The organism is Reyranella sp. (genome assembly GCF_965228225.1).
In the GTDB taxonomy this organism is placed as follows: Bacteria; Pseudomonadota; Alphaproteobacteria; order Reyranellales; family Reyranellaceae; genus Reyranella.
On sequence record NZ_OZ245801.1, the window covers coordinates 1,715,836 to 1,741,891 of the forward strand.

The window sequence follows — 26,056 nt, forward strand, 5'->3', positions numbered from 1 at the left end:
GGTCCACTTGAAGTGGGAAGACACTAGCCGGGCCAGGTATCGATCGCTTCGGCGAAGCGGGAGAGTTCCTCGAGCAGCCGCTTCTGGCCGTCGTCGCCGAGCTTCCGGAGGCGGCCGCGCTGCACGTCGAAGACGCGGGGGATGGCTTCGTTGATGACGGCCTCGCCCGCCGCCGTGAGCTGGACCCGCAGGGTCCGGCGATCGCTCGGCTCGGCGAGCCGGGCGATAAAGTTCTGGGCTTCCAGCTTGTTCAACCGGCTCGTCAGCCCCGCACCGCTGAGCAGCAGCGACTGCACGAGCTGCTTGGGCGTGAGGCAATAGGGTGTGCCGGCGCGCCTCAGGGCGGTCAGGACGTCGAACGTGCCGCGTGTCAGCTCGAACGGAACGAGCGCTTCCTCGATGAAGGCGGTGCACTGGATCTGGATGCGCGCGATCAGCCCGTAGATCTGGACGGGGCTGGTGTCGATGTCGGGCCGCTCGGTGCGCCACTGCGAGAAGATGGCATCGACCTGGTCGCGCGCGGCCCGGCCGCTGGCCGTGGGTCGGCGGCCCGGTCGCTGCGGCTTCGCGACCTCGGTCTCCGGTTTGCTTTCCGTCTCCGGCTTGCCGCTGCCCATCTTGCCTCCGTCGATGCCCGTCATTGCACGCGCGGGTTCAAGGCGTCCAGTTGACGACGCGGCGCTCGATCCATTCGATGCCATGGAAGAGCGCGATGCTGAGCAGGGTCAACAGCGCGATGGCGGCGAAGGCGAGAGGGGTCTGGGACTGCGACGTCGAGATCAGGATGAGATAGCCCAGCCCTTCCTGTGCGGCCACGAACTCGCCGATGACCGAGCCGATGACGGCGAAGGTCACCGCCACCTTGCAGCCGGTGAAGAAGTGCGGCAGCGCTATGGGAATGCGAAGGCGCCGGAAGATCATGTGCTGCGAGGCTCCCAGCGAGCGCATGAGGTCGAGCATGGTGCGCGGGGCGGCTTCCAGGCCGGCGATCAGGTTGACCAGGATCGGGAAGAAGCAGACCAGGATGACGATCACGATCTTCGGCCATTCCGAAAGACCGAGCCACAGGATGATCAGGGGCGCCACCGCGACCTTGGGCACCGACTGGAGGCCGAGCAGGATCGGATAGAGGAGGCGGCGGGCGGTCGCGTTCAGGGCGATCAGCACGGCCAGCGGCAGGGACAGCGCGATGGCGAGCACGAAGCCCACCATCGTCTCGCGCAAGGTCACGAGACTGTTGAGCGCCAGTTCGGGGGCCCATTGCAGCGCCGTCCTTCCGATCTCGGTCGGGGCGGGCAGGATCCAGGCGGGGATCACGAAGACGCGGACGGACAGTTCCCAGACAAGGAGCAGCACCAGGTAGACCGCCGGAATGGTGGCGCGGCTGGCCAGGCTAGAGGAAGAAGACGCGCTCATCGGTCAGGCCCGGCGGTCGAAGATGATGTCGCGGATGTGCTGCTTGAGCTCCTGGAAGCGCGGCAGTCGCGCTGTGTCGGCATTGCGCGGGCGCGGCAGGTCGACCTCGATGTCGGCGCGGAGGCGCCCCGGGCGTGGCGACATCACCAGCACGCGATCGCTCAGCAAGATCGCCTCTTCGATGTCATGGGTGATCAGGAAGGCGGTACGTCCGAGATCCTGCCAGAGGCCGGACAGTTCGAGCGAAAGCTCCTCGCGCGTCAACGCATCGAGCGCACCGAACGGTTCGTCGAGCAGCAGCAGGCGCGGATCCGCGAGCAGCGCCCGGCACAGCGCCGCGCGCTGGCGCATCCCGCCGGACAGCATCTGGGGGCGGTGATCGGCGAAGGCGGCGAGGCCCGTCATTTCGAGCAGCCGCAAGGCGCGCTCGCGCGCCGCCGCCCTGGGCAGCGCCAGCACGTCGGCCGGGAGCATCACGTTCTCCAGTACCGTGTTCCAGGGGAACAACACGTGCTCCTGGAAGACGATTCCCACCTCGTGGGAGGGGGCGTCGAGCGGCGTGCCGTAGCGCGTCATCGTGCCCGCGTCGGGCATCTCCAGGCCGGCAACCAGCCGCAGCAAGGTCGACTTGCCGCAGCCGGAGGGACCGACGACGGCGACGAAGCTGCCGGTCGGAATGCGCAGGTCGATGGGGCCCAGCGCATGGACCGACGTTCCCGCCGCGCCGGGGTAGTGCTTGCTCACACCCCGGAGATCGATGGCCGCCACCTCCGCCGCCGGCGGAGGGGCGGCCGCCAGGCCACCGGCGGCCGCGATCATTCGACGAAGTCCGGAGCGTAGAGCTGCGCCGGCTGCACGGGCGACTTCAGGGTGAAGTTCGCCGACATGACCTCGACGGTCCCCGCGATGCTCTTCGGGTTGATGCTGCCCAGCGGCTGACCGGGGACGGTCGCGAGCTCTCCGACGAGCTTGGTCTCGCCCTCGATGATCGCCGGCGCCAGTTCCTTCTGGTACTTGGCCATGATGGCGGCGGCCTCCGCCGGGTTGGCGAAGGCGTCCTTCATGCCCTTGATCGTCGCCTTGACGAAGGCGCGCACGAGTTCGGGCTGCTTGGCGATCGTCTCCTCCGACGCGATCAGGCCGTTGCCGTAATAGTCGAGGCCCGAATCCTTGTAGGCGATGCGGACCGTTTCCTTGGGCGCGATCGCCGCCGCGATCAGCGGCTCTCCCACCGAGAACTGGCCGATCGCATCGACCCGGCCGTTCGCGAGCAGCGAGGGCAGGGCGGAGCCTTCCGCGACCACCCACTTCACCTTGTTGGCGTCGATGCCCGCCGCCTTGGCGAAGGCGGGGAACAGCAGGCGGACCGAGCTCGATGCGGTATCGGCGATCGTCTTGCCTTCGAGATCCTTGGGAGTGGCGATGCCCGTTCCCTTCGCGCCGAAGATGGCTTGCGGCGGCCGGGCGTAGACGATCGAGACCAGCTTCACCGGAACGCCGTCATTGCCGCGGGCCAGCACCAGCGAGCCCGCGTCGGCAAAGCCGATCGTGGCGAGGCCGGCCGCCACCTTCTTGATCGCATCGGCCGAGCCCTGGCCGCGCAGGAAGGCCACGTCGAGGCCCGCCTCCTTGTAGTAGCCCTTCTCGCGCGCGACGTAGAAATAGGCGTGACGCCCGTTGAAGCCGAAGTCGGTGATGAAGTTCACATCGGTGGCGTGGGCTGGCGCCGCACTTGCGCCGGACATGCCGACAACGAGGCCGATTGCGGCGGCAAGACGTCCAAGCAGATTCATAGATCACATCCTCGGTTCGAACTGGGAAGGCCCCCGGCAGGCTGCGGCACCGTCGCCGCCACTGGCGTCCCGAGGCCTTTGCATATTTCATTCCATATCGAATGAAAAGCGTGGACTGGTTTCAATCGAGGCGAATTCGCAGATGCCCATCTCTTGACCAGAACGCCCACCAAAAGGCCTATATGCGAGCAATATTTAGAAGTTCCGTCATAGGCGTGTTGTGACGGTGGTGGCGTTTCGGCCTCTATTCATTCGCCGTCGAATGATCTACGAAGGGCCTTCGGAAGACGTTGATCGAGGTGGGACGATGGATCGGCAAACGCGAATCGCCGTTGTCGGCGGCGGGTTGGCGGGGCTGACGGTGGCGGCTCTGCTGCAGCGCGACGGATACCCCGTGGCCGTCTACGAGCAGACGCCGAATTTCTCGCGGATCGGCGCGGGCATCATCCTCGGGGCCAACGTCGCCAAGGTCCTGCGGTCCCTTGGTCTTGAGCGCAGCTTCACCGAAACCGGCATTCGGCCGGATGCCTTCGTCAGCCGGGCATGGGACACCGGCGAGACCCTCTACGAACTCGTCTTCGATGCCGCCTGCGAAGCCGGGTTCGGCGGTCCCTTCGTCAACATTCACCGGGCCGACCTGCATCGGATCCTCCAGGCGCCGCTCGCCCCGGGAACGATTCGGTTCGGTCATCGGCTGGCGGGCCTCGAGGAGACGCCGGGCGGGATCAGGCTGGCCTTCGACAACGGTGCAAACGCCGAGGTCGATATCGTGATCGGCGCCGATGGCATTCGCTCGAGGGTGCGCGAGGAGATCCTCGGCAAGGAAGAGCCGCGCTTCATCGGGCGGATCGCGCCTCGGGCGGTCTTTCCCGCCGAGCGGCTCGGCAAGCTGGGAATCCGCGATTGCACCAAATGGTGGGGACCCGATCGGCACGTGCTCGTCTATTACATGACGGCGCGACGGGACGAGGTCTACGTCATGGCGGCCATCCCGGCCGATCGCTGGGACGGCGACGGCACGCCGATCCCCGGCACGCGGGACGATTTCGTCTCGGCGCTGGAGGGCTTCCATCCCGAGCTGCTGCGGGCGGCCGAGGCGGCGACGGACGTATCCGTCTGGCCGATCATGGACCGGCCGCGAAACGACCGCTGGCACGAGGGCCGCGTCGTCCTGATGGGCGACGCCTGCCACGCCGTCCGGCCGTTCATGGCGGCCGGCGGCTCGATGGCGATCGAGGACGCGGCCATTCTTCATCGCTGCATCGTCGAGGCCTCCGACACGGGGGCGGCCTTCCGGCGCTATGCCGCCACCCGGATTCCGCGCGTCGCCGAAGTGCAGCGCATCTCGATCGACAATACCTGGATGCACGGGCCGACGGACGTCGACTGGTTCTTCGCCTTCGATCCCTGCAACGCCCCTCTCGCCGCCGCCCCTTGATCCCGGAGCCGCCAATGTCCGCATTCGATCCCGCTGCCGCCAGCGACATCCGTCCCGACGCGATGAAGGTCCGCGATCTCGTCGGCTATGGCGAGCGACCGCCCCATCCGCACTGGCCGGGCAACGCCCGGATCGCCGTCAACTTCAGCCTCAATGTCGAGGGCGGCGGCGAATCGACGTTAGCCAACGGCGACGCGGTGTCGGAAGGGATGCTGAACGACATCGGCGTCGACGCCAAGGCCGGGCGCAGGGTGCCGCTCGTCGAATCGGTCTTCGAGTTTGGCAGCCGACGGGGCGCCTGGCGGCTCCTGGACATCTTTGCGCGCTTCTCCGTGCCGGTCAGCGTGCTCGGGGTCGCGCGCGCGCTCGAACAGAATCCACTGCTCGCACGGGCCTGCGTCGAGCGCGGCCACGAGATGGTGAGCCACGGCTATCGCTGGATCGACTACGGCGAGGTGGACGAGGCGACCGAGCGCCAGCATATCCGACAAGCGGTCGAGATTCTGACCCGTCTCACCGGAAGCCGGCCGCTGGGCTGGATGACCGGGCGCCCTGGCGAGAACACGCGGCGGCTGGTGGCCGAGGAGGGCGGCTTTCTCTACGACCGGGATTCGCTGGCCGACGAGTTGCCCTACTGGGTCGAAACCGCGCACGGTCCCCATCTGGTGATCCCGTATTCCTATGAGGCCAACGACAATCGCTTCGACGCGAATTCCGGTTTCTCGACCGGCCAGGACTTCTTCGAATACATGCGCGACGCCTTCGATTTCCTCTACGAGGAGGGCGCGGCGGGGGCGCCGAAGCTGCTGTCGATCGGCCTCCACGATCGCCTGATCGGTCGGCCGGGTCGGGCGGGCGGCCTCGTCAAGTTCCTGCAGCATGCGACGGCGCGGGAAGGGGTCTGGTTCTGCCGCGGCATCGACGTCGCGCAGCATTGGCGAACACACTTCCCGGCCCGTGCATAGAGTGGCCCCGGGCCACCGTCCCCGTTATCCCCACCTTTCAGGGCGTCGATGTAATTGAGTGGACATGGTGGTCGCTTCTATGGTCTTGCCGGTCGGACCATGGAGTAGTTGGACATGCCGGACGGAAGCTCGATTTCCAAGAAGACCAAAGCTGGCCCGATCTCGGCCGACCGCCTGAAGAGCTTCATCGAGCGCATCGAAAAGCTCGAGGAAGAGCGCAAGGCCATCGGCGGCGACATCAAGGACGTCTACAGCGAGGCCAAGGGGGTCGGCTACGACGTCAAGACGATGCGCAAGATCGTGTCCATGCGCTCCATGGATGCCGCCGACCGGGCCGAGCAGGAGACGCTGCTCGATGTCTACAAACACGCCCTCGGAATGGTCTGACCGGAGCGGAACGCGCACCGGTTTTTGATTCCGCGCAAGTCTCGCGGGCGCTAGGCTTCTTCACGGCAAATGCTCCGGTCACGGGAGCAGGCCGTGGAGGAATGCCATGCGGACGTACGGTCATCGGTCGGCCCTCTCGAGGCGCGCCCTTCTGAGCCTCCCGGCAGCCGCTGTTGCGACAGCCGCCTTGCCGGCCTGGGCCCAGAGCTTTCCATCGCAGCCCGTCCATATCGTCGTGCCGTTTCCGCCGGGCGGCGGCACCGATTCGCTCGCACGGGCGATCCAGGAGCCCATGCAGAAGGCGTTGGGGGGCACGGTGATCGTCGACAACAAGGGCGGTGGCGGCGGCAGCATCGCCCACGAATTCGTGGCCAAGCAGCCGGCGGATGGCCACTGGATGGTGGTCAGCGCCAACAACCTGCCGCTCTACCCACACATCGTCGCGAAGCTCGGCTTCGACGCGAAGACGGCCTTCGTGCCGGTCGGCTTCATCGCCAAGCAGGAATCCGTGCTGGTGGGCAGCCTCGATGCACCGTGGCCCGACCTCAAGGCGATCATCGCAGCGGCGAAGGCGGCGCCCGGTTCCGTGCAGTACGGCACGGCGGGCCTGACCACGCCGATGCACCTGTCGACCGAGCAGTTCGCGATGCTGAACGGCATCAAGCTGACGCACGTGCCGTTCCGCGGGACCGGCCCGCTGGTCACCGACCTGCTCGGGGGTCACATCAAGCTCGGCATGTCGAGCATCACCAGCGTCGCGCCGCAGATCGCGGCCGGCAAGCTCAAGCCTTACGCCATGGCGTCTCTGGAGCGTTCATCGGTCGCCCCGACCATCCCGACCTTCAAGGAACTGGGCGCCGGCGATGTGGATGGCACGATCGTCTACACGCTGCTGGCGCCCGCGGGCACGCCACCGGCAACCGTGGCCCGGCTGAACGAGGCACTGAACGCCGCCGTGGCGACGCCGGGGCAGAAGGAGGACCTCGCAAAGCGCGGTTTCGTCGCCATGGGCGGGACGCCGCAGCAGCTGGCCGACTGGCTGAAGATTCAGGAACCGATCTGGGTGCCGGTGCTGCAGGCCGCGGGGATCAAGCCGGAGTGACCCGGCGCCATCCGACCCTGCCGCTGGAGCCGTGTTGATACACGTCAATGCCGGAAACCGACGGGTTCTCTACTCGGGGCGGCATAGGAGAGGGCACAAATGCGTTCGATTCTCGTCACGGTCGATGACACGCCGTCCGCCATGGCCGCCAGGGCACTCGCAGTCGCACTGGCGCGACAGTGCGGCGCCCGGGTGAGGGGCGTGACGGCGCTGGATGTCAGCGATCTCGACCGGGTTGAGCCGGTTCCCATCGGCGGTGTGCAATATGCATACGACCGTTTGCAGCATCGCAAGAAGCTCGCGGAGGAGCGGCGCGCGAAAATTGCCGCACTACCGGACGTGTTCCGGCGCTGTCTGGCGGACGAGGGCATGGATGCCGAATGTTCCACGATGGAAGCCGACGTGCGCGCCGGTCTGCTTCACATGATCGAGACGTGCGACCTGGTGGTCACCGGCCGCGATGTCGAGTTTCACCTCGAGCCGATCGACGGGGTGGCCCCGCTCGTCGACCACATCATCGCGAAAGGGTGCCGTCCTGTCGTGGTTACGGGGCCGCAATGGAGCGAGAGTGGTCCCGTGCTCGTGGCCTACGATGGAAGCACCGCGGCCGCGAAGGCGTTGCAGATGGCGGCTTTGACGGGTGTATTCGGCTCGACCCCGGCGCACATCCTGTCGATCGGGCGGGAGCAATCCGCCGCCCTGTCGGTCGCCGAACGAGCCGGTTCATTCCTGGCGCTGCATGGCATCGATTCCGACCTCGAGGCGATCGCAACGAGCGAGAGCCCGGCCGATGTCCTGCTACGGCGCGCCTCGGAAACGGGGGCGCGGCTGCTCGTCATGGGAGCGTTCGGTCATCGTGGAGTCCGGGAAATCCTCTTCGGCTCGACGACACGACACCTGTTCGACAGCGCTCCGGTCCCGCTCTTCATCTACCACTGACGAGCCGGAATCCTGGCGCATAAACGAAACAAACGAAATAATCGAAACAAACGAAGCGGATGTCGCACCCTCCGGAATCAGGATGCGCGGGGCCGTCGACGGATCCCCGTTGCTCGCCGGCACCTCCGAAAACCTATTATTAACAGCGTCTTAGAACCAGATGTTCATCGGTAGGCCGTAGCGGTCACGCTCTTGCTCCGGCCCCAGGCGCGTCGCCGTACCTTGGGCGATCAGCAGGGCCGTACGGCAGACGGCCATGGCATCGAGCACGTCGTCGCGGGCTGCACCGGGGAGCGATCGCGGCCCCCAAGGGAAGCCGTGGCGTGCGAGCAACTCGAGGCGCTCGGCGAACCCTTCGGGGCGGCGTTTCTTGCTGAGCACCGGTGTGCCGCCGTTCATGCGTGCAAAGGCCAGTTCGGGATGGGCCTCGTGGACGATCGAGCGCAGGGTCCCGGTGTCGCGCATCAGGGCATCGACCTCGCGCATCTTCGGGAAGAGATGAAAGGTCTGCCGGGTCAGCCCGACGCCCAGCGTCTTGCTGAGGGCATTGGCCTCGCCATGCGTGGAGCAGACGAGGGCCGGCCGGCAGGGCGTGGGGAAGACCGAACTCGTCTTGCCGGGCAGCAGGGCCCGTGCTTCGCGCTCGCAGGCACGGCCCGGTCGCGGCGTCTCCACAAGGCCGATCGGCATGTCGACGGCCAGAATGGAAAGACCCTCGCAGGCCTCCGCCAGGGTCCCGACGACCCTGATGTCCAGGGAGCCGTCAGTGCCACGCCGGCAGACCACCCAGCCGGTGCGGCAACCGTCTGCGCCGGCGACGATCAAACGAGCCTTACCAGCTGGCCATCTGGGTCTTGAGGTTGCCGTCGAGCACGGCCAGGAACTCCTCTGTGGTGAGATAGGCCTGGTTCATGCCGATCAGGAGCGCGAGATCCTTGGTCATCTTGCCGCTCTCCACGGCCTCGACGCAGACCTTCTCGAGGGCGGTGGCGAACTTTACGACGTCGGGCGTGTCGTCGAACGTGCCGCGATACTTCAGCGCCTGCGTCCAGGCGAAGATCGAGGCGATCGGATTGGTCGAGGTCGGCTTGCCCTGCTGGTGCTCGCGGTAGTGGCGCGTCACCGTGCCGTGGGCGGCCTCGGCCTCGACGGTCTTGCCGTCCGGAGTGAGCAGCACCGAAGTCATGAGGCCGAGCGAACCGAAACCCTGGGCCACCGTGTCCGACTGCACGTCGCCGTCGTAGTTCTTGCAGGCCCAGACGAATTCGCCATGCCACTTGAGCGCGGAGGCGACCATGTCGTCGATCAGGCGGTGCTGATAGTAGATGTTCTTCGCCTTGAACTTGTCGGCGAATTCCGTGTCGAAGACCTCCTGGAACAGGTCCTTGAAGCGGCCGTCATAGCGCTTGAGGATCGTGTTCTTGGTCGACAGGAAGACCGGCCAGCCGCGCATCAGCCCGTAGTTGAACGAGCTGCGCGCAAAACCGACGATCGACTCGTCAAGATTGTACATCGTCATGGCGACGCCGCCGGCCGGGAAGTCGAAGACCTCGTGCTCGATGACCTTGCCGTCCTCGCCCTCGAAGCGGACGGTGAGCTTGCCCTTGCCCGGCACGACGAAGTCGGTGGCGCGATACTGGTCGCCGAAGGCGTGACGGCCGATGACGATCGGGTGCGTCCAGCCCGGCACGAGGCGGGGCACGTTCTTGCAGACGATCGGCTCTCGGAAGATGGTGCCGCCGATGATGTTGCGGATGGTGCCGTTCGGCGAGCGCCACATCTCCTTGAGATCGAATTCCTTCACGCGGGCTTCGTCCGGCGTGATGGTGGCGCACTTCACCGCGACGCCAAACTTCTTGGTGGCCTCGGCCGACTCGACGGTCACCTTGTCGGCGGTCCTGTCGCGATTCTCGATCCCGAGGTCGTAGTACTTCAGGTCGATGTCGAGATAGGGAAGGATCAGCTTCTCCTTGATGAACGCCCAGATGATGCGGGTCATCTCGTCGCCGTCCATCTCGACGACCGGGTTCTTCACCTTGATCTTCGGCATCTTCCGGACCTCACACTTACCGTAACCCACCATTTAGAAAGCCGCCCCGGTTGCCCGGGGCGGCTTCACCTGACGCTGCTTTAGAGGGCAGCGAGCGCTTCGTTCAACGTCGCACTCGGCCGCATCCCCGCCGAGGTCTTTTTCTGGTCGGGGAGGTAGTAACCGCCCGTGTCGACCGGCTTGCCCTGCGCGGCGATCAGCTCGGCGTCGATCTTGGCTTCGTTCTCTTCCAGGACCTTCGCCAGCGGCTTGAAGCGGGCCGAGAGGGACGTGCTGTTGTCGCGCCGGGCCAGCGCCTCTGCCCAGTACTTGGCCAGGTAGAAATGGCTGCCGCGATTGTCCAGCTGGCCGACCTTGCGGGCGGGCGAGCGGTTGTCCTCGAGGATCTTGGCGTTGGCTTCGTCGAGCGTCTCGGCCAGCACCTTCACGTCCTCGTTGCCGGTGGTCTGCGCGAGGTGCTCCAGCGAGGCGCCCAGCGCCAGGAACTCACCGAGCGAATCCCAGCGCAGATAGCCTTCGTGCTGGAACTGCTCGACATGCTTGGGCGCCGAGCCGCCGGCGCCGGTCTCGAACAGGCCGCCGCCGTTCAGCAGGGGCACGATCGACAGCATCTTGGCCGAGGTGCCCAGTTCCATGATCGGGAACAGGTCGGTCAGGTAGTCGCGCAGCACGTTGCCGGTGACGGAGATGGTGTCCAGTCCCTGCCGAATACGCTCGAGCGAGAACTTCGTCGCCTCGACCGGCGCCATGATGCGGATATCAAGGTCCTTGGTGTCCTCGCTCTTGAGGTACGTCTCGACCTTGGCGATCAGCTGCGCATCGTGGGCACGCTTGGCGTCGAGCCAGAACACCGCCGGGGTGTTCGTGAGCCGCGCGCGGCGCACCGCGAGCTTGACCCAGTCCTGGATCGGCTCGTCCTTGACCTGGCACATGCGGAAGACGTCGCCGGCCTCGACCTTCTGCTCCATGAGGAGGGTGCCGTCTTCGGCCACGACGCGCACGGTGCCGGCCGAGGCGATCTCGAAGGTCTTGTCGTGCGAGCCGTACTCTTCGGCTTGCTGCGCCATCAGGCCGACGTTCGGCACCGAGCCCATCGTCGTCGGATCGAAGGCGCCATGCGCCTTGCAGTCCTCGATGACGGCCTGGAACAGGGTCGAATAGCAACGATCGGGAATTGCCGCGAGCGTGTCGTACAGCTTGCCGTCGGCGCCCCACATCTTGCCCGACTCGCGGATCATCGCCGGCATCGAGGCGTCGATGATCACGTCGCTCGGCACGTGGAGGTTCGTGATCCCCTTGTCGGAGTTCACCATCGCGAGGCCCGGGCGCTTGGCATACTCGGCCTGGATGTCGGCCTTGATCGCGGCCTTCTCGGCGTCCGGCAGCGTCTCGATGCGGGTGAGCAGGTCGCCCACGCCGTTGTCGGGATCGATGCCGAGCTTCTTGAACGTCTCGCCGTGCTTGGCGAACACGTCGGCGAAGAAGACGGAGACGCAATGGCCGAACAGGATGGGATCGGAGATCTTCATCATGGTCGTCTTGAGGTGCAGCGAGAACAGGACGTCGTCCTTCTTCGCCGCCTCGATCGCCGAAGCGTAGAAGGCGCGCAGCGACTTGGCGTTCATCACCGAGCAGTCGATGATCTCGCCGGCCTTGAGCGGGATCTTGGGCTTCAGCACCGTGGTCGCGCCGTCGGCGGCGACCAGCTCGATGCGGGCATTGGTCGGCGCCGCGAGGGTCGTCGCGACCTCCGAGCCGTAGAAGTCGTGGGCGCTCATCGTCGCCACGCGCGTCTTCGAGTCCTTGCTCCACGCGCCCATCTTGTGCGGGTGCTTGCGAGCGTATTGCTTCACGGCACCGGCGGCGCGGCGGTCGGAATTGCCCTCGCGCAGCACCGGGTTCACGGCACTGCCGAGCACCTTGCCGTAACGCGCGCGGATTTCCTTGTCGGCCGGCGTGGCGTCGCTGTCGGGGTAGTTCGGAATGTCGTAGCCCTTGCCCTGCAGCTCCTTGATCGCGGCCTTGAGCTGCGGGATCGAAGCGGAAATGTTGGGCAGCTTGATGATGTTGGCTTCCGGCTTCAGCGTGAGCTTGCCGAGCTCGGCCAGCTCGTCGGGGATCTTCTGCTCGGGCTTCAGCTTGTCGGGGAAGTTGGCGATTATGCGGCCGGTCAGCGAAATGTCCTTCAGCTTGACCTTCACGCCGGCCGTCGCGACGAAGGCCTCGACGATCGGCAGCAGAGAGTAGGTCGCAAGTCCGGGGGCCTCATCGACCTTCGTCCAGACGATTTCGAGATCTGACATACCTGCACCTCCGTACGCCGCTTTCGCTTCGGCTGGGTTGATGAATTGCTTGTTGGGCCTGTCTTGTTGCACCGCCGAGACAGGCCTGCAAGACGGCTGGCCGGCGGTCTGGCGGGCGATTTCCGTCAGACCCGGTCGCGGGGCTTCTCGGAGCCGGCGGTGGGAGGCATTGCCGCAATCGCAGGCAGAACCTCGGTCACATCGCTCACGATGGCGACATGGTCGAGATGGGTCCGATCGGCGAACCCGCCTTCCACGACGCCGCGGAGCAGGGCGGCGAGCGGCTGCCAATAGCCTCCCTGATCGATGATCACGATCGGCTTCTTGTGGAGGCCGAGGGTCCGCCACGACAGGACTTCGAAGAATTCCTCCAGCGTCCCGATGCCGCCCGGTAGCACCACGAAGGCTTCGGAGCGCTCGAACATCTGCAGCTTACGCTCGTGCATGGTCTCCACGACCACCGTCTCGGTGAGGGCCGGATGGCCCGCTTCGCGCTGCAGAAGGAAGTTCGGGATGATGCCGATTGCCTGGCCGCCGCTGTCCAGCACGGCATTGGCGACCAGCCCCATCAGGCCCACGCCACCCCCGCCGTAGACCAGGGTTATGCGCTCGGCGGCCAGCAGCCGCCCCAGGGCGACCGCGGTTTCGCTGGTTGCAGGATCGGTCCCGAAGCGGGAGCCGCAGAAGACGCAAAGGGAGGAGGGGATGAAATCGGGCACGAAAGCTGCTTTTCTGGGACGAACCAGCGCGTTTCAGCGCCGGGGTGACATGGTATCATTTCGCAAAGAGTGGATGCGAACACCATGGGGATGGTGGTCGCACCGTTGGGAGGGCGATGTCACGAACTGTTTTCGGGCTGGTGACTGTAGGGGCTGTGGTCATCGCCATCGCCCTGGGTGTCGCTTGGCGCGGCAAGCTGAGCGAGCAGGCCGCCATCGACCAGTCGGCGAAGGCCGCGAGCCGTGATCCTGTGCCACCGCCGCCACCGGCGGCATCCACGGTCCCGCCGGCTCCCGCCGCCGTCCCCGCGGCGGCATCGCCGGCCGCAACGGGACTGCCGTCGTTCGACGTCGCACGGATCGGACCCGACGGCCGCGCCGTGATCGCTGGCCGGGCGGCGCCGGGCGCCAAGATCGTTCTTCTGGATGGCGGCAAGGAGATCGCCAAGGCTGAATCCGATTCACGCGGCGAGTGGGTCATCATCGTCCAGGATCCGCCGCTCACGCCCGGGCAGCACGAACTGCGCGTGGTCCAGCACATAGAAGGCAAGGCGCCGGTTACGTCGGGACAGGCCGTTGTCGCCGTCGTACCCGAGCCGCCGGCAGCAGGGGCTCCGCCGGCCCAGCCGCGCGAAGAGACGCTGGTGATGATCTCCCCGCCGGCCGGCGTGCCGACCCTCGTCCAACCGCCCTCCGCCGCCGGCGTACCGAAGTCGGCGGATTTGTCGCTCTCCACCCTGGTGTATGACGATCGCGGACAGGTGACCCTGTCCGGACGGGCCGCGCCCGGGACGGTCGTCCGCGCCTATGTAAACGAGAAGATGGTGGCGGAGGGTACGTCCGGAGCGGACGGCCACTGGCGCCTGATGCCCCAGGACCCGATCGAGCCGGGCAAATACCGGCTGCGCCTCGACCGGATCGCCAGGGACGGCAAGCCCGTCGCACGTCTCGAGCTGCCGTTCGAGCGGGTGATCGTAGCGCCGGTCTCGAGCGCCGATGGTCGACGCCTGCACATCGTGCGGGGCGACAATCTCTGGAACATCGCGCGGGCGCATTATGGTGCCGGCTGGCGCCACACCGTCATTTTTGCCGCAAACAAGGACCAGATTGTTGATCCCCATCTGATATATCCGGGGCAGATACTCACTCTGCCCAAGGTCAACTGATCCTCCGACAAGAAGAGCGCGCGAATCATGCTGGCAAATTTCCTGGTGCCGATCCTCTCCGACGGTTGGCGCTTCATCGCCCTGTTTGCCGGCGCGACCTTCCTTGCCGCCCTGACCGGCGTGGCATGGCTGTTCTGGCCGCTTTTCGTGGTGACCCTCTGGTCGATCTACTTCTTCCGCGATCCCTCGCGCGGCGTGCCGCAGGAGGACGGGCTGCTGATCGCGCCGGCCGACGGTCTGGTGCAGATGGTGGTCCAGGCCGTGCCACCGGTGGAGCTGGGCCTGGGCGACAAGCCGCTGACGCGGGTGTCGATCTTCCTCAGCGTGTTCGACGTCCACATCAACCGAAGCCCCTGTGCCGCGACCGTCGACGTCGTTGCCTATCGTCCAGGCAAGTTCCTCAGCGCCAATGCCGACAAGGCGAGCGAGGACAATGAGCGCACGGCACTGGCGCTGCGCCGCGCCGACGGGCGCGTCATCGGCTGCGTGCAGATCGCGGGCTACGTGGCCCGCCGCATCGTCTGCTATGTGAAGCCGGGGCAGACGCTTGCCGCAGGGGAACGTTTCGGCCACATCCGCTTTGGTAGTCGTACAGACCTCTACCTGCCGGAAGGCGCGCGTCTGCTGGTCTCTCCGGGTCAGCGCATGATCGGTGGCGAAACGGTGATGGCCGAACTCGATCCTGCCGTCACCGAGCCGCGTGCCGCCGTCGAATTCTAGGGAGTCCGACATGGACAGCGACCTGCGTTCGCAACGCAGTGGACTACGCGGCTTCTCGATCCATCGCCTGATCCCCAACGTGTTGACGCTGGCGGCGCTGTGCTCGGGTCTGACCGGGATTCGCTTTGCCCTGCAGGGCGAGATGCGGCTGGCGGTGATCGCCATCATCGTGGCCGCGATCTTCGACGCCCTCGATGGCCGCGTGGCCCGGCGCCTGGGGGTCACGAGCCGTTTCGGCGCGGAACTCGATTCGCTGTCCGACTTTTTGTGTTTCGGCGTGGCGCCCGCGCTCGTGCTCTACTTGGCGTCGCTCACGCATGCCGGCGCGCTCGGCTGGGTCGTGACCCTCATGTTCCCCATTTGCTCGGCCCTGCGCCTGGCCCGGTTCAACACCGCGCTGGTTTCCGATACGCCGCCGCCCGTCTGGACGGGATCCTTCTTCACCGGCGTTCCGGCTCCGGCGGGCGCTCTGCTCGCCCTCATGCCGCTCATGTTGAGCTTCGAGATCGAAGCCGCCTGGCCGCGTCATGCCGTGCTCGTCGGATTGGGGTTGGTGGTCGTGGGCGGGCTCATGGTGAGCCGGTTGCCGACCTTTTCGTTCAAGAAGGGCCGTGTGCCCCGCCATCTCGTCCTGCCGTTACTCTTGGGAGCGGGCCTGTTCATGGGCGTCCTGGCGAGCGCGCCGTGGATCGCCCTGTCCCTGCTGGGCCTTGCCTATATCTGCTTGATTCCCTTCAGCGTCCTGTCCTATCGGCGGCAGGCTGCCCAGGACCGGCAGACGGCCGAGTCTGCGGGTACCGTCCCGCTTCGCTCCGCCGACATGGGGCCCGCGCCGCCGCGCGACTGACGCGGAAATGCTCGATCCGCTCCTGCGCCGATGGATCGACCCGCCGCTCGATCGTGCGGGGGCATGGCTGGCAGCCCGAGGCGCATCCGCCCATGCCGTTACCGTAACGGGCCTGGCTGTCGGGCTGGTGGCGGTGGCGCTTCTGGCACACGAGCGGTACGGCATGGCGTTGGCAGCGATTGCCTTGAACCGTCTGCTCGACGGCTTGGATGGGGCGGTCGCCAGGCACACGCGCACATCTGCCTATGGCGGGTATCTCGACATTTTTTGCGACATGGTTTTCTACGCGGCCGTCCCCTTGGGGTTTGCCCTTGCGCGGCCTGAAAACGCCGTCTGGGCCGCTCTGCTTCTCGCATCCTTCGTGTGTACCTGCGCTTCCTTCCTCGGGCGGGCGCTCCTGGCCGCTGGGCGGGGCGAGGCCGATACCGGCCGACGGGGGCGAAAATCCTTCTTCCATGCCGCTGGTCTCGTCGAAGGGACTGAAACGATCCTCGCCTTCGTCCTCTTCTGCCTGCTGCCCGATCTGTTTCCCTGGCTCGCCGGGCTGGTGGCGGCGCTGTGCTTCTGGACGGCCGTGGCGCGCGTGATCGAGGCGCATTCAGTGGATCCAGAATCCTGATTTCCGGGTTCGGGCTGTAGCCTGGAGCTACTTGTGACAGTGCTTGAGCATCTCAATATTTCCCTTTTAAAATCATATTGTTAGAAATGATGACACAAAATGGACGGGTTTCAATTGACCTGACAATTCGCTTTAAGTAACGTCGCTAAGTTGATTCGGCGTGGGGCCGGCGAGTCTAGGCAGGGGAGCAGGCAATGCTTACGATTTTTCGTCGCTTGATGAAGAACAACCAGGGGGCCACGGCGGTCGAGTACACGCTGATCACCTCGTTGATCGCGGTCGCCGCCATCGCGTCCATCCGCTCCGTGACCGACAAGGTGAGCCACGTTCTGGGAGCGGCCGGGCTCAATTGACGGCGAGAGCCAGGTCTTGCCGGATCTGGCGACACTTCTCCAGACGGGCTGCCTGATCATCCTCGCGGGGCTGCTCCTGGCCGCCGCCTGGCATGATCTGCGAACCCTCCATATCAGTAACCGGCTGTCGATCGCGATCATGGCCCTTTTCTGCGTCTGGGCTCTCGCGGGCCTTTCCGCGGGCGTCTATTCGGTCACGGATCTGGCCTTGGCGGTCGGCTGCGCCGTGGGGCTGTTCCTGCTGGGGGCCGCGGCGTTTGCCGGCGGTCTTCTGGGCGGTGGAGACGTGAAGCTGCTGGCCGGTGTCGGGTTGTTTGCGGGACCGGCGCTTGTCGTCGATCTGCTCCTGGTGACGGCAGTCGTGGGCGGTGTGCTCGGCGCAGCGGTCCTGGCCGGTGTGCCGCTTGGACCTGTCGGCGGCCAAGGCGAGGCCACGCTGCGGGAACGGCTGCGTGGGAGGCTGCCCTATGGTCCAGCCATCGCCGCGGGAGGCCTGTGGGTTGCAACGCAGCTGGCCATCGGCTGAGATTGGGGCACGAAAAGGAGATCGCATGTCCCGGCCTGCCGCCAAGATAGTTCTCGCCTCCGTGATGGCCATGCTGGTGGCCTCTGCCGCCGGTGCCCAGGTGCCGACGCCGGTACAGCGCAGCAGCGTCGAAATGCCGACGACCGCGGGCATGCCGGAATTCCGGGACCCGAAGACCGGTCAGATCTGGACGCCTGCCAACGTGGGGCGGGGCCCCATCGGCAAACCGATACCGGCCGACCTCGCCTTCGATCCGCTGGCCCAGGCGGAGCGCATCAAGGAGGTGGTCATCCAGCGGCCGGGCCTCACCCCTTTGGGCTGGTCCGCGCCGACCGCAGGACCGACCACGCCGCTGGTGACCATGGACAACGCCAGTCTCGCAGCGGTTCCCGCGCAGCGCTGGCGGGTCGTCCTGTACGTGAGCAACAACAGCGCGGGTACACTGGCGCCGATGATCGACTGCCGATTCACCAACGCGGGCAAGCTCGTCGAGGAGACGCGCGCCTTGTTGCCGGGCATCGGGGCCGGGGTGAGAGGGGGACTGACGATCTACGGCCCAAAGACCGCTCTGTTCGTCGATCGGGCGTCCTGCCGCGTCGTCTCTCCCTGATCGCTATCCTTGCACCGAATAACCGCCATCGACCGTGATGGCGGCGCCGGTGACATAGTCCGACGCGGATGAGGCGAGGAAGACGGCGATGCCCGCAAAGTCGTTCGGGGTGCCCCACCGACCGGCCGGCGTACGTTTCAGCACTGAATCGTGGAGCATCGGAACGTCATGGCGGGCGCGCTGCGTCAGTGCGGTGTCGATCCACCCGGGCAGGATGGCATTCACCTGGATATTGTCCTTCGCCCAGGCGGTCGCCATGGCCTTGGTCATCTGCACGATACCGCCCTTGCTCGCGGCATAGGCGGTCGTGAACGAGGCGCCGAAGATCGACATCATCGAGCCGATGTTGATCATCTTGCCCGAGCCCGTCTTTTTCATCTCCGGATAGGCCGCCTGGCTGCAAACGAAGGCGCTGGTCAGGTTGCTGTCCAGGACCCGATGCCACTCCGCCAGCGTGTAGTCTTGGGGCTGCTTGCGGATGTTGATGCCAGCGTTGTTCACGAGGATGTCGAGACGCCCATGGGCCTTAACCGTGTCGGCTATCAGCGCGTGGCACGATTCTTCCACCAGGACGTCGACGTTAGAGGCGCTCGCCTTCGCTCCCGCCGCATGGAGTTCGTGCACGGCGGCTGTATTTTTAGTCTCGTCGCGCCCCGCGATGACGAGGGTCGCGCCCGCGCGGGCGAGACCGAGAGCCATGCCGAGCCCGATGCCGCCATTGCCGCCTGTGACGATGGCCACACGCCCCGAAAGATCGAACAGGTCCATCGCGTCTCCTCCCCTTGCAAGCCGTTCTCTATAGCCAACGGTCGGAACCCAAAACAGGGTGCAATCGTTGATCCAGTACCGAGAAACGCAATTGCAAGTGGTGGGATTTGCAGCATTCGCAGTCGGGCGGCCGGGCTGACCGGCCGGCTGCGGACAGGGTGGCGGCGGTCGAAGGGCCGCCGCCATTTCTTTGCGCGAATCGGTGAAAAGTCGTCCAGTGACGACGCGTTGTAATATACGTGACCGCTACTTTTTGGGCGGCTCGGTGCCACCCTTTTTATGGGCGGCAGCGTCCTTCTCGATCAGGTTCACGAGGTCGTCAGGCAAGGGCTCGCTCGCGATCTCATCATACATTGCATGAAGCTGCTTGTGCAGCCACAAGTCGAATGGCCGATCGTTAGCCCGAGGCTTTGCGCGCGCCGCGGAAGCGGCGCGCGTGCCTTCGGGCTTGTCGTCGTTACTGGCCATCACATGCTCCCCGGAGGCGGAAGTCCACTCCGCGGGATCCTGTCCGACCCATTCACTTCTCCCCCTGGGACTACTCATGGCTATGTCGCACTCTAATAGCGGACTTTAAAGGGGGCTTCAGCGTGCTTGGAGCGCGTTGTCGGCCTGGAGGCCGGTCGAGACGCGGCCAGATCCGGCGGGGCGACGCGTCTCGCCTTCGAGCAGCAGGCGCTCCAAGGTATCGCGCGCCCGGGAAATTCGGCTCTTGACCGTGCCCACCGACACGCCGGTGTGTTCTGCAATGGTTTCGTAGGGCAGGCCCTCGAGAACGGCCAGGAGCAGGGCTTCACGCTGCGCGGCCGCGAGCTTGCCGAAGGCCGACATGAATTCGCGCATGACGAGACCGCTGTCCTGATGCGGCGGATGCGAGAGCGACTCGGCGATCGCCGTGTCCACGGGAACGGTCGGACGGCGACGGCGCAACCCGGAAATGAATTCGTTGCGCTGGATGCGGAAAAGCCACGCGGCCAGATTCGTGCCTGGCTGGAAGCTGTTGCGGCCGGTCAGTGCCTTGATAACCGTGTCGTGGACGAGATCGTCGGCGGAATCGCGATCGCGCGTGAGGGAGAGGGCATAAATGCGCAGGCGGGGCAGGATCGTCTTGAGCTGGTCGTGAAAGTCACGGGTGCCGTCGTCCTGCTGGGTCTGCGTGGCCATTAGCGATCTCCAAAGGTTGCGTCCTGCGAAGAGAAATGCCGGCCACGGGAATTGGTTACATCCTGAGGACCAATTTTTCGAATTATCTGAAATGACTAAGAAAATCGGGCTTCTGGTTCACTGGAGCCGCTCGGAAAGGTACTTGCGGGCGCGCGATACACGGGCTTTCAGGGTGCCGACGGAGCATCCGCAGAGGCTGGCGGCCTCCTCATAGGAAAAGCCGCCCGCGCCGATCAGCACAAGCGCCTCGCGTGATTGCGGATTGAGCTTCCACAATTCGGAGGAGAGCTCCTTCAACGCCAGGGTCGCTTCAGGATTGTCCACCGCCGGCAACGGCGTGGCGGCCTCGTTGTCGATTGTCAGCGGCCGCCGCCGCTGGGTGCGAAGATCAGAGTAGAAACGATTGCGCATGATGGTGAAAAGCCAGCCCTTCAGATTCGTGCCGGGCGTGAACTGAGTCTGCTTGTCGAGAGCAGCCAGAATGGTGTTTTGCACCAAATCGTCGGCTGCCTCGCGTTCGCGACACATGAAGCGCGCAAACGCACGCAGGTCGGGGAGCAGCGCGACGATTTCATCTTTCATGACCCGTCTATCTGGGGAGCCCCTTGCGATACCGAAAGGGCAAATCCTCCACTTCGACCCACATATGGTGCAGGGAAGGGAGTTCGGAACCAACGCTGCCGTCAGGCGTTTAGGCGGTCACTCATTCCGTAACGAGGATTATATGGGACGCGCCGCTCTTCTCTGGTTTCTAGGTGTACCGATTCCCGTGTTGCTGCTCATGTGGGTCTTGGGCTGGCTCCATTAGGAACCATCAGGACGGGGTCGTCGAAGTTTCGGTGGCTTGAGTTTTGGGCGCGGGGCAGCGTCCATTCCGGGTCCGTCGGACGGTGTGTCGGTTGAGCAGTTGTACACGCCCACAGGGCGTAGTGTAGACCTGTCTGGCGCGCCGCGAGACGGATTTCGAGCGATGAGGGAGAATGACGTGGCTGAAGAGGTAGCTTCGAAGAAAGTGTCCGAGGCGATCACCAGGACCTTGCCGTTTCTGCGCCGGTACGCTCGCGCCGTGACCGGTTCGCAGCAGCAGGGGGACGAGTGGGTTCGCCTCTGTGCCGAAGTGGCCGTACAGCAGCCCGAACTGATCGCGGAAGCCGAGGACACCAAGCTTGGCGTGTTCGCGCTGTTTCATCGGCTGCGTCAGCCCTTTGGCGACATGGAAGCGGCGGCGATGGGCGGCGAAAGCGTTCGCGGCCGCCTGAAGGAATCGCTGACGGACATGGCGCCGATGCAGCGCCAGGTGCTGTTGCTTACCGTGCTGGAAGGTTTCACCGTCGGAGACGCCGCCCACATTCTCGGCGTCAGTATCGATGACGCAGAGCGCAGCCTCGAGGAGGCGCGCCGCGAACTGCAGCGGGTTGCTTCCGTTCGAATCCTCGTAATCGAGGATGAGGCGGTCATCGCGCTCGACGTGGCCGACATCGTGCGCAACGCCGGACACGAGGTCGTGGGTATCGCAGCGACCGAGAAGGCTGCGATCGAGCTTGCCAAGAAGCATTCGCCGCACCTGGTGCTGGCCGACATTCAGTTTCGCGGCTCCGACAGCGGCATCTCGGCTGTCAACCAGATCATGAAGTCGATGTCGGTGCCGGTCATTTTCGTCACGGGATTCCCCGAGCGACTCCTTACGGGCAAACAGGTCGAGCCGGCCTTCGTGATCTCCAAGCCGTTCGACCCTGACCTGCTGCGTGCGGCGATCGCGCAGGCACTCGATACCGTATCGATCTGAATCCGGAACGGAACGTGGCGCGATGGTCGCTTCGCACCAAGCTCGTCACCCTCGTAGCACTGGCCCTTTTGCCGGTGCTGGGGTTGGCGGTCTGGCAGGCGCAGCTCCAGGAAGAGTCGGCGATCTCGCAGCGCGTGGCGGCGCTGGGATCGGTCTCCGATCTTGCCGTTGCACGTTATGCCGGTCTGTTCGAGGCCTCGCAGCGCATGCTCGCGGCTGCCTGCGCCGATGAGTCGGTCGTAGAAAGCGCCCGAACGGATCCGTCGCCGGAAGCCACGACCCGCTGCGAGAGCTACCTGTCCAAACTGGTACAGGCCTATCCCGGCCAGTACTCCACAGCTTTCGTGACGGACGATCAGGGAACGGCCCGCTGTTCGACGGCGCGACGCGCGGTCGGGATGAACTTCTCCGACCGCGACATCTTCCAGAAGGCGAAGCGGGGCGGGGAACTGGTCATCGGCGACGCAATCGCCAGCCGGATATCGACCCGCGCCATCATTCCCATTGCGATTGCGATCCGGCGCGACGGCGCATTCGGGGGAATGTGTGCCTTGGGGATCACCCTAAAGGCGCTCGCACAGGCCGCGGCTCAGGCCGAAGGCACCGCCGGGACGGCCGTTGCAGTGATCGATCGCACCGGCACGGCACTCGGGGGCGATCCGGCGGCGATGCGCCGGCTACCGGTGGCGGCGCGTCTGGCAGACGCGCTGACGCGCAATCAGATGAAGGTTTTCGACTTCGGCCAGGACGGCGCCTACTATGAATTCTGGATCCGGCCGGTTGGAGCCAATGCTCTGTTTGCGGTCGTATCGGCACCGATCTCGGAAAATCCATGGGGATTTGCCGGCGCGTGGGCGGGCGTGTTCGGGGTTGCGCTCGCGTCCGCTGTCGTTCTGCTGGTGATCTGGATCGGCGCCGACCGCTGGTGTGTCCGCCCGTTGCGCTACATCCACGACTTCGCCGACAAGGTCGCACGTGGCGAGAGCATCACATTGGCGCCGCCGCGGCCGTGGAGTCCGGAAATGGCGTCGGTGGGCGCTGGCGTTACGGCCATGGCCGAGGCCATCGCCAGTCGCGAGTCGGCGCTGCGCGCGAACGTGGAGCAGCGCGATCACATGCTTCGCGAGATTCATCATCGCGTGAAGAACAATCTGCAGATGATTTCCAGCCTGCTGAACCTCCAGGCCGGCGAGATCAGGTCGCCGCGCATCCGCCGTTTCTTCGGCGATGCGCAGAATCGCGTCCTCACCCTTTCGATTCTCCATCGCCATCTCTACGAGCGGTCGAGCTGGTCGCTCGTCGATTTCCAGCAGTTCATTAGCGATCTCGTGCGCCAGATATCGGTTGGACGAACCCGAGGCGGCAAGCAGGCACCACGCTATCACATACGTGCGCCGATCATGGCCGTGGGCCCAGACACCGCCATTCCGATCGGCCTGATCGTGACGGAAGCCGTCAGCATCGCGCTCACCCACGATTTCAGCCGCGCCGCCGCTCCCGAAATTCGCATCGAGACGAGCGAGCGAGGCGAGGAAGTCGAACTCGTCATCGAGGATAATGGCGTGGCCCGCGATGCCGGGCAGGCTGAGTTGAGCGGCCGGGGTGGATTCGGTCTCACGCTGATCCGCGGTCTGGCCATGCAGCTCGGTGGAGAGGTCACCATCGAGCAGAAGCCGGATGGCGGCAGCAGGGTCGTCGTCGTTTTCCCCACGCCGGCCGCGGACGAACCGGCGAATGTCTAGTGTGCTCCGATCGGCGCGCTCGACCGGCGTAATCGCCGGCATCACGCTGGCCGTGCTGATTGCCGCCGGTCTCATGCTGGCCTTCTCTCAGTCGAAATCGGCGGCGCGCCAGCAGCGTCTGGTTGTCGCGAACTACGAGACCATGGCGCTGATGCGCGAGATGGTGATCGCGGTTCAGGATGCAGAGATCGGATTGCGAGGCTACCTGCTGACTGGGGACGCGACCAGCCTTGAGCCCTATGAACGTGCGCGCCTGCGGATCGAATCGAGCATGCGCCAGCTCGAAGCCGCGGTCTCGGACGATCCCGACACGACGCGCCAGTTCCACGAGTTTCGCGACAGCACCGCGCAGAAGTTCGACCAGCTCAATTCGACAGTCGGCATCTACCAGACGCAGGGCCGCGAGGCGGCTCTGTCGCTCGACCGAACGGGTGCGGGGCGGGCGATGCTCGGCCAGGTCCGTCTGCTGGGCGATAGCCTCGTCGAGGGCCAGCGGCTGCTGCTGGCGCGCCGCTTGACGGCCCTGCGGTCGGAGCAGGAGCAGGCGGGGGTGGCAGGCCTGCTGGTGATGGGCGGAGCTTTCCTCTGCCTGATCGCCGGCATCTATATCGTGCTGCAGGGCGCGGGCCGCCTCGAACGCAGTCAGAATGCCCTGGCGGGACGGTCGCGCCTTCTTCAGGCCACCCTCGAAAGTCTGCGCGATCCTATTTTCGTGATCGATGGCGAGCGCGCCGTCGTCGCCTGGAACGAAGCCTTCGCCAAGCTCGCCCAATGGGAGCCGGGCAAACAGAAGCCGCCGACTCTCGATCAACTCCTGTCCGAGCGGTCGGCTGCGACCCGGGCGCTCCTTCTGCCTCTCCAACTCGACAAAATGCCTTCGACCGGGCCGGCAATCGTGCGCGTCGCACATGACGGGCGCGACTACGAAATCTATCGAGGTGAAATGTCTGGTGGCGGTGCCGTGATTCGATCCGTCGACATCACCGAGAAGCTGCATGATGAAGCGGCCCTGCGGCAGGGCCAGAAGATGGAAGCGACCGGCCAGCTCACCGGCGGCATGGCCCACGACTTCAACAACATCCTGCAGGTCATCAGGGCCAATCTCGATCTCCTCAAGGAGGAGGCCGGCGACAATAACGCGATGCTGTCGCGGGTGCAGAGTGCGACGGCCGCCGCCGATCGCGGCGCGCGCCTCACGCAGCAGCTTCTTGCGTTTGCGCGACGTCAGCCCCTGACGCCGCAACCGACCAACATTGCCAAGTTGGTCGGAGACTTGGCTGACCTGATGCGCCATTCATTGGGCGAGCGCATCGCCATCGAGCTCAAGATGGCCGATGACCCTTGGAACGCGAGAATCGACGCAGGGCAGCTCGAGAATGCGATTCTAAACCTCGCGATCAACGCTCGCGATGCCATGCCGGACGGTGGCACGGTCCGCGTCCAGGTCTCGAATGCGACGCTCGACCGCCGCTACGCCGCGCTTCATCCGGACGTGATTCCTGGCCCCTATGTGCTGGTCGACGTGAGCGATACCGGCACCGGTATGCCCCCGGAGGTCGCCGCGCAGGCGTTCGATCCGTTCTTCACCACCAAGGGGGACGCCAAGGGTACGGGGCTCGGGCTCAGCATGGTCTATGGTTTCGTGCGCCAGTCCAATGGCCATATCCGCATCGACAGCGCGATCGGACAGGGAACGAGCATCAAGCTTTACCTGCCGCGCACGGACGATCCGGTGGTCGAGGAGCTGCCGCATCCGGGGAGCGCGGTCAGCGGCAGCGAGCGGATCCTGGTCGTGGAAGACAGCGAAGATGTACGGCGGGCCGTCGTCGCAATGCTGAAGGGTTGGGGTTATCGCGTGGAGGCTGCAGAGGATCCCGATATCGCGGCAGCAATGCTCGAAAAAGATCCCGCCTTCGATCTTTTGTTCACTGACATCGTGATGCCGGGCACCATTACAGCCGTCGAACTTGCTCAGCGGGCACAACGGCTGCAGCCCGGAATTGCAGTGCTTCTGACGTCGGGCTTCGCACGCGGACTCATTCCCGACCACACTCGATCGGGCTACCCCATGATCGCCAAGCCCTACAGCAGCGACGCGCTGTCGGCCAAGCTGCGCAGCGTGCTGGCCAACCGCCGGCCTGTCCCGGCATCGGCGCCCGAAGATTCTTTCAAGGAGGCGGCCCGGCAGGGGACCTCGGAGAGCAGGGCCAGGCGCGTGCTGCTGGTTGAGGACGAGGTCCTCCTGCGGATGTCGACCACGGACATGCTTGAGCGACTGGGATGCTCTGTTTCCGCCGTCGGCAGCGGTGAGGCCGCTCTGGAACTGCTGGGTAAGGGGGACGCCCATGACCTGCTCATCACCGACGTCGGTCTTCCGGGCATGAGCGGCGAGGATTTGGCCATCAAGGTTCGAGAGCGCTTCCCGTCGCTCCCCGTGGTGATCGCCAGCGGCTATGGGCGGCCGGGGCTCCAGGCCGAAGGAATGCAATTCATTTCAAAGCCGTACTCGTCGATCGACCTCCAGCAGGCTCTGGACCACAGCCTCCGCTAGACTGCCCTGAATTTCCCACGATTCGCGCGTTCGCGCTGCAACCCCCGTCGATTTTACGGCGTTCATCTGTCGAGGATGGGGCAATCGTGGAG

The 26,056-nt window shown here is 65.4% G+C and carries 27 protein-coding genes; 15 read left to right on the forward strand and 12 right to left on the reverse strand.

Going from position 1 to position 26,056, the window contains the following annotated elements; all coding sequences use genetic code 11:
- Window positions 1-23: 23 nt before the first annotated feature.
- The 4 genes from ACO07K_RS08235 to ACO07K_RS08250 are packed head-to-tail and all read right to left on the reverse strand — an operon-like array spanning window position 24 to window position 3,209.
- A complete protein-coding gene (locus ACO07K_RS08235) occupies window positions 24-641 on the reverse strand; it encodes a MarR family winged helix-turn-helix transcriptional regulator (RefSeq protein WP_422035433.1) in 618 nt (205 codons plus the stop codon).
- A 13-nt stretch (window positions 642-654) separates the two neighbouring features.
- The gene (locus ACO07K_RS08240; RefSeq protein WP_422035434.1) at window positions 655-1,416 is read right to left on the reverse strand and encodes an ABC transporter permease; all 762 of its coding nucleotides are present in this window, start codon (window positions 1,414-1,416) and stop codon (window positions 655-657) included.
- Window positions 1,417-1,419: 3 nt separating this feature from the next.
- Window positions 1,420-2,235, reverse strand: a complete 816-nt coding sequence (locus tag ACO07K_RS08245; RefSeq protein ID WP_422035435.1) for an ABC transporter ATP-binding protein — start codon at window positions 2,233-2,235, stop codon at window positions 1,420-1,422.
- Window positions 2,232-3,209, reverse strand: coding sequence for an ABC transporter substrate-binding protein (locus ACO07K_RS08250; protein ID WP_422035436.1), 978 nt, complete (start codon window positions 3,207-3,209; stop codon window positions 2,232-2,234). The genes ACO07K_RS08245 and ACO07K_RS08250 overlap by 4 nt, the downstream gene beginning before the upstream one ends.
- Window positions 3,210-3,516: 307 nt before the next feature.
- Between ACO07K_RS08250 and ACO07K_RS08255 the strand changes: the two genes are divergently transcribed.
- The 5 genes from ACO07K_RS08255 (at window position 3,517) to ACO07K_RS08275 (ending at window position 8,040) form a co-directional block, all read left to right on the forward strand.
- Complete coding sequence (locus tag ACO07K_RS08255; protein WP_422035437.1) at window positions 3,517-4,647, forward strand: FAD-dependent monooxygenase; 1,131 nt, start codon at window positions 3,517-3,519, stop codon at window positions 4,645-4,647.
- A gap of 14 nt (window positions 4,648-4,661) precedes the next feature.
- Window positions 4,662-5,612 (forward strand): polysaccharide deacetylase family protein, encoded by a 951-nt coding sequence (locus ACO07K_RS08260; protein ID WP_422035438.1) that lies wholly within the window; start codon window positions 4,662-4,664, stop codon window positions 5,610-5,612.
- Between the two features lie 114 nt (window positions 5,613-5,726).
- Complete coding sequence (locus ACO07K_RS08265) at window positions 5,727-5,999, forward strand: DUF2312 domain-containing protein (protein ID WP_422014810.1); 273 nt, start codon at window positions 5,727-5,729, stop codon at window positions 5,997-5,999.
- Between the two features lie 106 nt (window positions 6,000-6,105).
- The gene (locus tag ACO07K_RS08270; protein ID WP_422035439.1) at window positions 6,106-7,101 is read left to right on the forward strand and encodes a Bug family tripartite tricarboxylate transporter substrate binding protein; all 996 of its coding nucleotides are present in this window, start codon (window positions 6,106-6,108) and stop codon (window positions 7,099-7,101) included.
- 99 nt (window positions 7,102-7,200) lie between these two features.
- On the forward strand, window positions 7,201-8,040 hold the full coding sequence (locus ACO07K_RS08275) for a universal stress protein (RefSeq protein ID WP_422035440.1): 840 nt from the start codon (window positions 7,201-7,203) through the stop codon (window positions 8,038-8,040).
- 150 nt (window positions 8,041-8,190) lie between these two features.
- Here ACO07K_RS08275 and ACO07K_RS08280 read toward each other — a convergent pair whose 3' ends face one another.
- From ACO07K_RS08280 to ACO07K_RS08295, 4 genes are all read right to left on the reverse strand, one after another.
- Window positions 8,191-8,865 (reverse strand): DUF429 domain-containing protein, encoded by a 675-nt coding sequence (locus tag ACO07K_RS08280; protein ID WP_422035441.1) that lies wholly within the window; start codon window positions 8,863-8,865, stop codon window positions 8,191-8,193.
- Between the two features lie 7 nt (window positions 8,866-8,872).
- The gene (locus ACO07K_RS08285) at window positions 8,873-10,090 is read right to left on the reverse strand and encodes an NADP-dependent isocitrate dehydrogenase (protein WP_422035442.1); all 1,218 of its coding nucleotides are present in this window, start codon (window positions 10,088-10,090) and stop codon (window positions 8,873-8,875) included.
- A gap of 80 nt (window positions 10,091-10,170) precedes the next feature.
- Complete coding sequence (locus ACO07K_RS08290; RefSeq protein WP_422035443.1) at window positions 10,171-12,393, reverse strand: NADP-dependent isocitrate dehydrogenase; 2,223 nt, start codon at window positions 12,391-12,393, stop codon at window positions 10,171-10,173.
- 125 nt (window positions 12,394-12,518) lie between these two features.
- Entirely contained in the window at window positions 12,519-13,112 is a 594-nt protein-coding gene (locus ACO07K_RS08295; protein ID WP_422035444.1) for a TIGR00730 family Rossman fold protein, read from the reverse strand.
- Window positions 13,113-13,228: 116 nt separating this feature from the next.
- Here ACO07K_RS08295 and ACO07K_RS08300 point away from each other — a divergent pair, with 116 nt between their 5' ends.
- The 7 genes from ACO07K_RS08300 (at window position 13,229) to ACO07K_RS08330 (ending at window position 17,953) form a co-directional block, all read left to right on the forward strand.
- The gene (locus ACO07K_RS08300; RefSeq protein WP_422035445.1) at window positions 13,229-14,278 is read left to right on the forward strand and encodes a LysM peptidoglycan-binding domain-containing protein; all 1,050 of its coding nucleotides are present in this window, start codon (window positions 13,229-13,231) and stop codon (window positions 14,276-14,278) included.
- A gap of 27 nt (window positions 14,279-14,305) precedes the next feature.
- Window positions 14,306-14,998, forward strand: a complete 693-nt coding sequence (locus ACO07K_RS08305; protein WP_422035446.1) for a phosphatidylserine decarboxylase — start codon at window positions 14,306-14,308, stop codon at window positions 14,996-14,998.
- Between the two features lie 10 nt (window positions 14,999-15,008).
- Entirely contained in the window at window positions 15,009-15,845 is an 837-nt protein-coding gene (gene pssA, locus ACO07K_RS08310; RefSeq protein WP_422035447.1) for a CDP-diacylglycerol--serine O-phosphatidyltransferase, read from the forward strand.
- 7 nt (window positions 15,846-15,852) lie between these two features.
- Window positions 15,853-16,464, forward strand: coding sequence for a CDP-alcohol phosphatidyltransferase family protein (locus ACO07K_RS08315; protein WP_422035448.1), 612 nt, complete (start codon window positions 15,853-15,855; stop codon window positions 16,462-16,464).
- A gap of 194 nt (window positions 16,465-16,658) precedes the next feature.
- Entirely contained in the window at window positions 16,659-16,817 is a 159-nt protein-coding gene (locus ACO07K_RS08320) for a Flp family type IVb pilin (protein ID WP_422014788.1), read from the forward strand.
- Window positions 16,818-16,833: 16 nt separating this feature from the next.
- Window positions 16,834-17,343 (forward strand): prepilin peptidase, encoded by a 510-nt coding sequence (locus tag ACO07K_RS08325; RefSeq protein WP_422035449.1) that lies wholly within the window; start codon window positions 16,834-16,836, stop codon window positions 17,341-17,343.
- Window positions 17,344-17,368: 25 nt separating this feature from the next.
- Window positions 17,369-17,953 (forward strand): hypothetical protein, encoded by a 585-nt coding sequence (locus ACO07K_RS08330; RefSeq protein ID WP_422035450.1) that lies wholly within the window; start codon window positions 17,369-17,371, stop codon window positions 17,951-17,953.
- 3 nt (window positions 17,954-17,956) lie between these two features.
- Here ACO07K_RS08330 and ACO07K_RS08335 read toward each other — a convergent pair whose 3' ends face one another.
- The 4 genes from ACO07K_RS08335 to ACO07K_RS08350 all read right to left on the reverse strand — a co-directional run bounded on the left by ACO07K_RS08335 (window position 17,957) and on the right by ACO07K_RS08350 (window position 20,467).
- Window positions 17,957-18,721 (reverse strand): glucose 1-dehydrogenase, encoded by a 765-nt coding sequence (locus ACO07K_RS08335; RefSeq protein WP_422035451.1) that lies wholly within the window; start codon window positions 18,719-18,721, stop codon window positions 17,957-17,959.
- Window positions 18,722-18,967: 246 nt separating this feature from the next.
- Entirely contained in the window at window positions 18,968-19,189 is a 222-nt protein-coding gene (locus ACO07K_RS08340; RefSeq protein WP_422035452.1) for a NepR family anti-sigma factor, read from the reverse strand.
- A 117-nt stretch (window positions 19,190-19,306) separates the two neighbouring features.
- On the reverse strand, window positions 19,307-19,885 hold the full coding sequence (locus ACO07K_RS08345; protein ID WP_422035453.1) for a sigma-70 family RNA polymerase sigma factor: 579 nt from the start codon (window positions 19,883-19,885) through the stop codon (window positions 19,307-19,309).
- Window positions 19,886-20,002: 117 nt separating this feature from the next.
- On the reverse strand, window positions 20,003-20,467 hold the full coding sequence (locus tag ACO07K_RS08350; RefSeq protein ID WP_422014776.1) for a sigma-70 family RNA polymerase sigma factor: 465 nt from the start codon (window positions 20,465-20,467) through the stop codon (window positions 20,003-20,005).
- A gap of 403 nt (window positions 20,468-20,870) precedes the next feature.
- Here ACO07K_RS08350 and ACO07K_RS08355 point away from each other — a divergent pair, with 403 nt between their 5' ends.
- Genes ACO07K_RS08355 through ACO07K_RS08365 form a run of 3 tightly spaced genes read left to right on the forward strand, consistent with a single transcriptional unit; the run spans window position 20,871 to window position 25,964 of the window.
- A complete protein-coding gene (locus ACO07K_RS08355) occupies window positions 20,871-21,671 on the forward strand; it encodes a response regulator (protein WP_422035454.1) in 801 nt (266 codons plus the stop codon).
- A gap of 14 nt (window positions 21,672-21,685) precedes the next feature.
- A complete protein-coding gene (locus ACO07K_RS08360) occupies window positions 21,686-23,413 on the forward strand; it encodes a sensor histidine kinase (protein ID WP_422035455.1) in 1,728 nt (575 codons plus the stop codon).
- On the forward strand, window positions 23,406-25,964 hold the full coding sequence (locus ACO07K_RS08365; RefSeq protein ID WP_422035456.1) for a response regulator: 2,559 nt from the start codon (window positions 23,406-23,408) through the stop codon (window positions 25,962-25,964). Before ACO07K_RS08360 ends, ACO07K_RS08365 begins: the two co-directional genes overlap by 8 nt.
- Window positions 25,965-26,056: the final 92 nt, after the last annotated feature.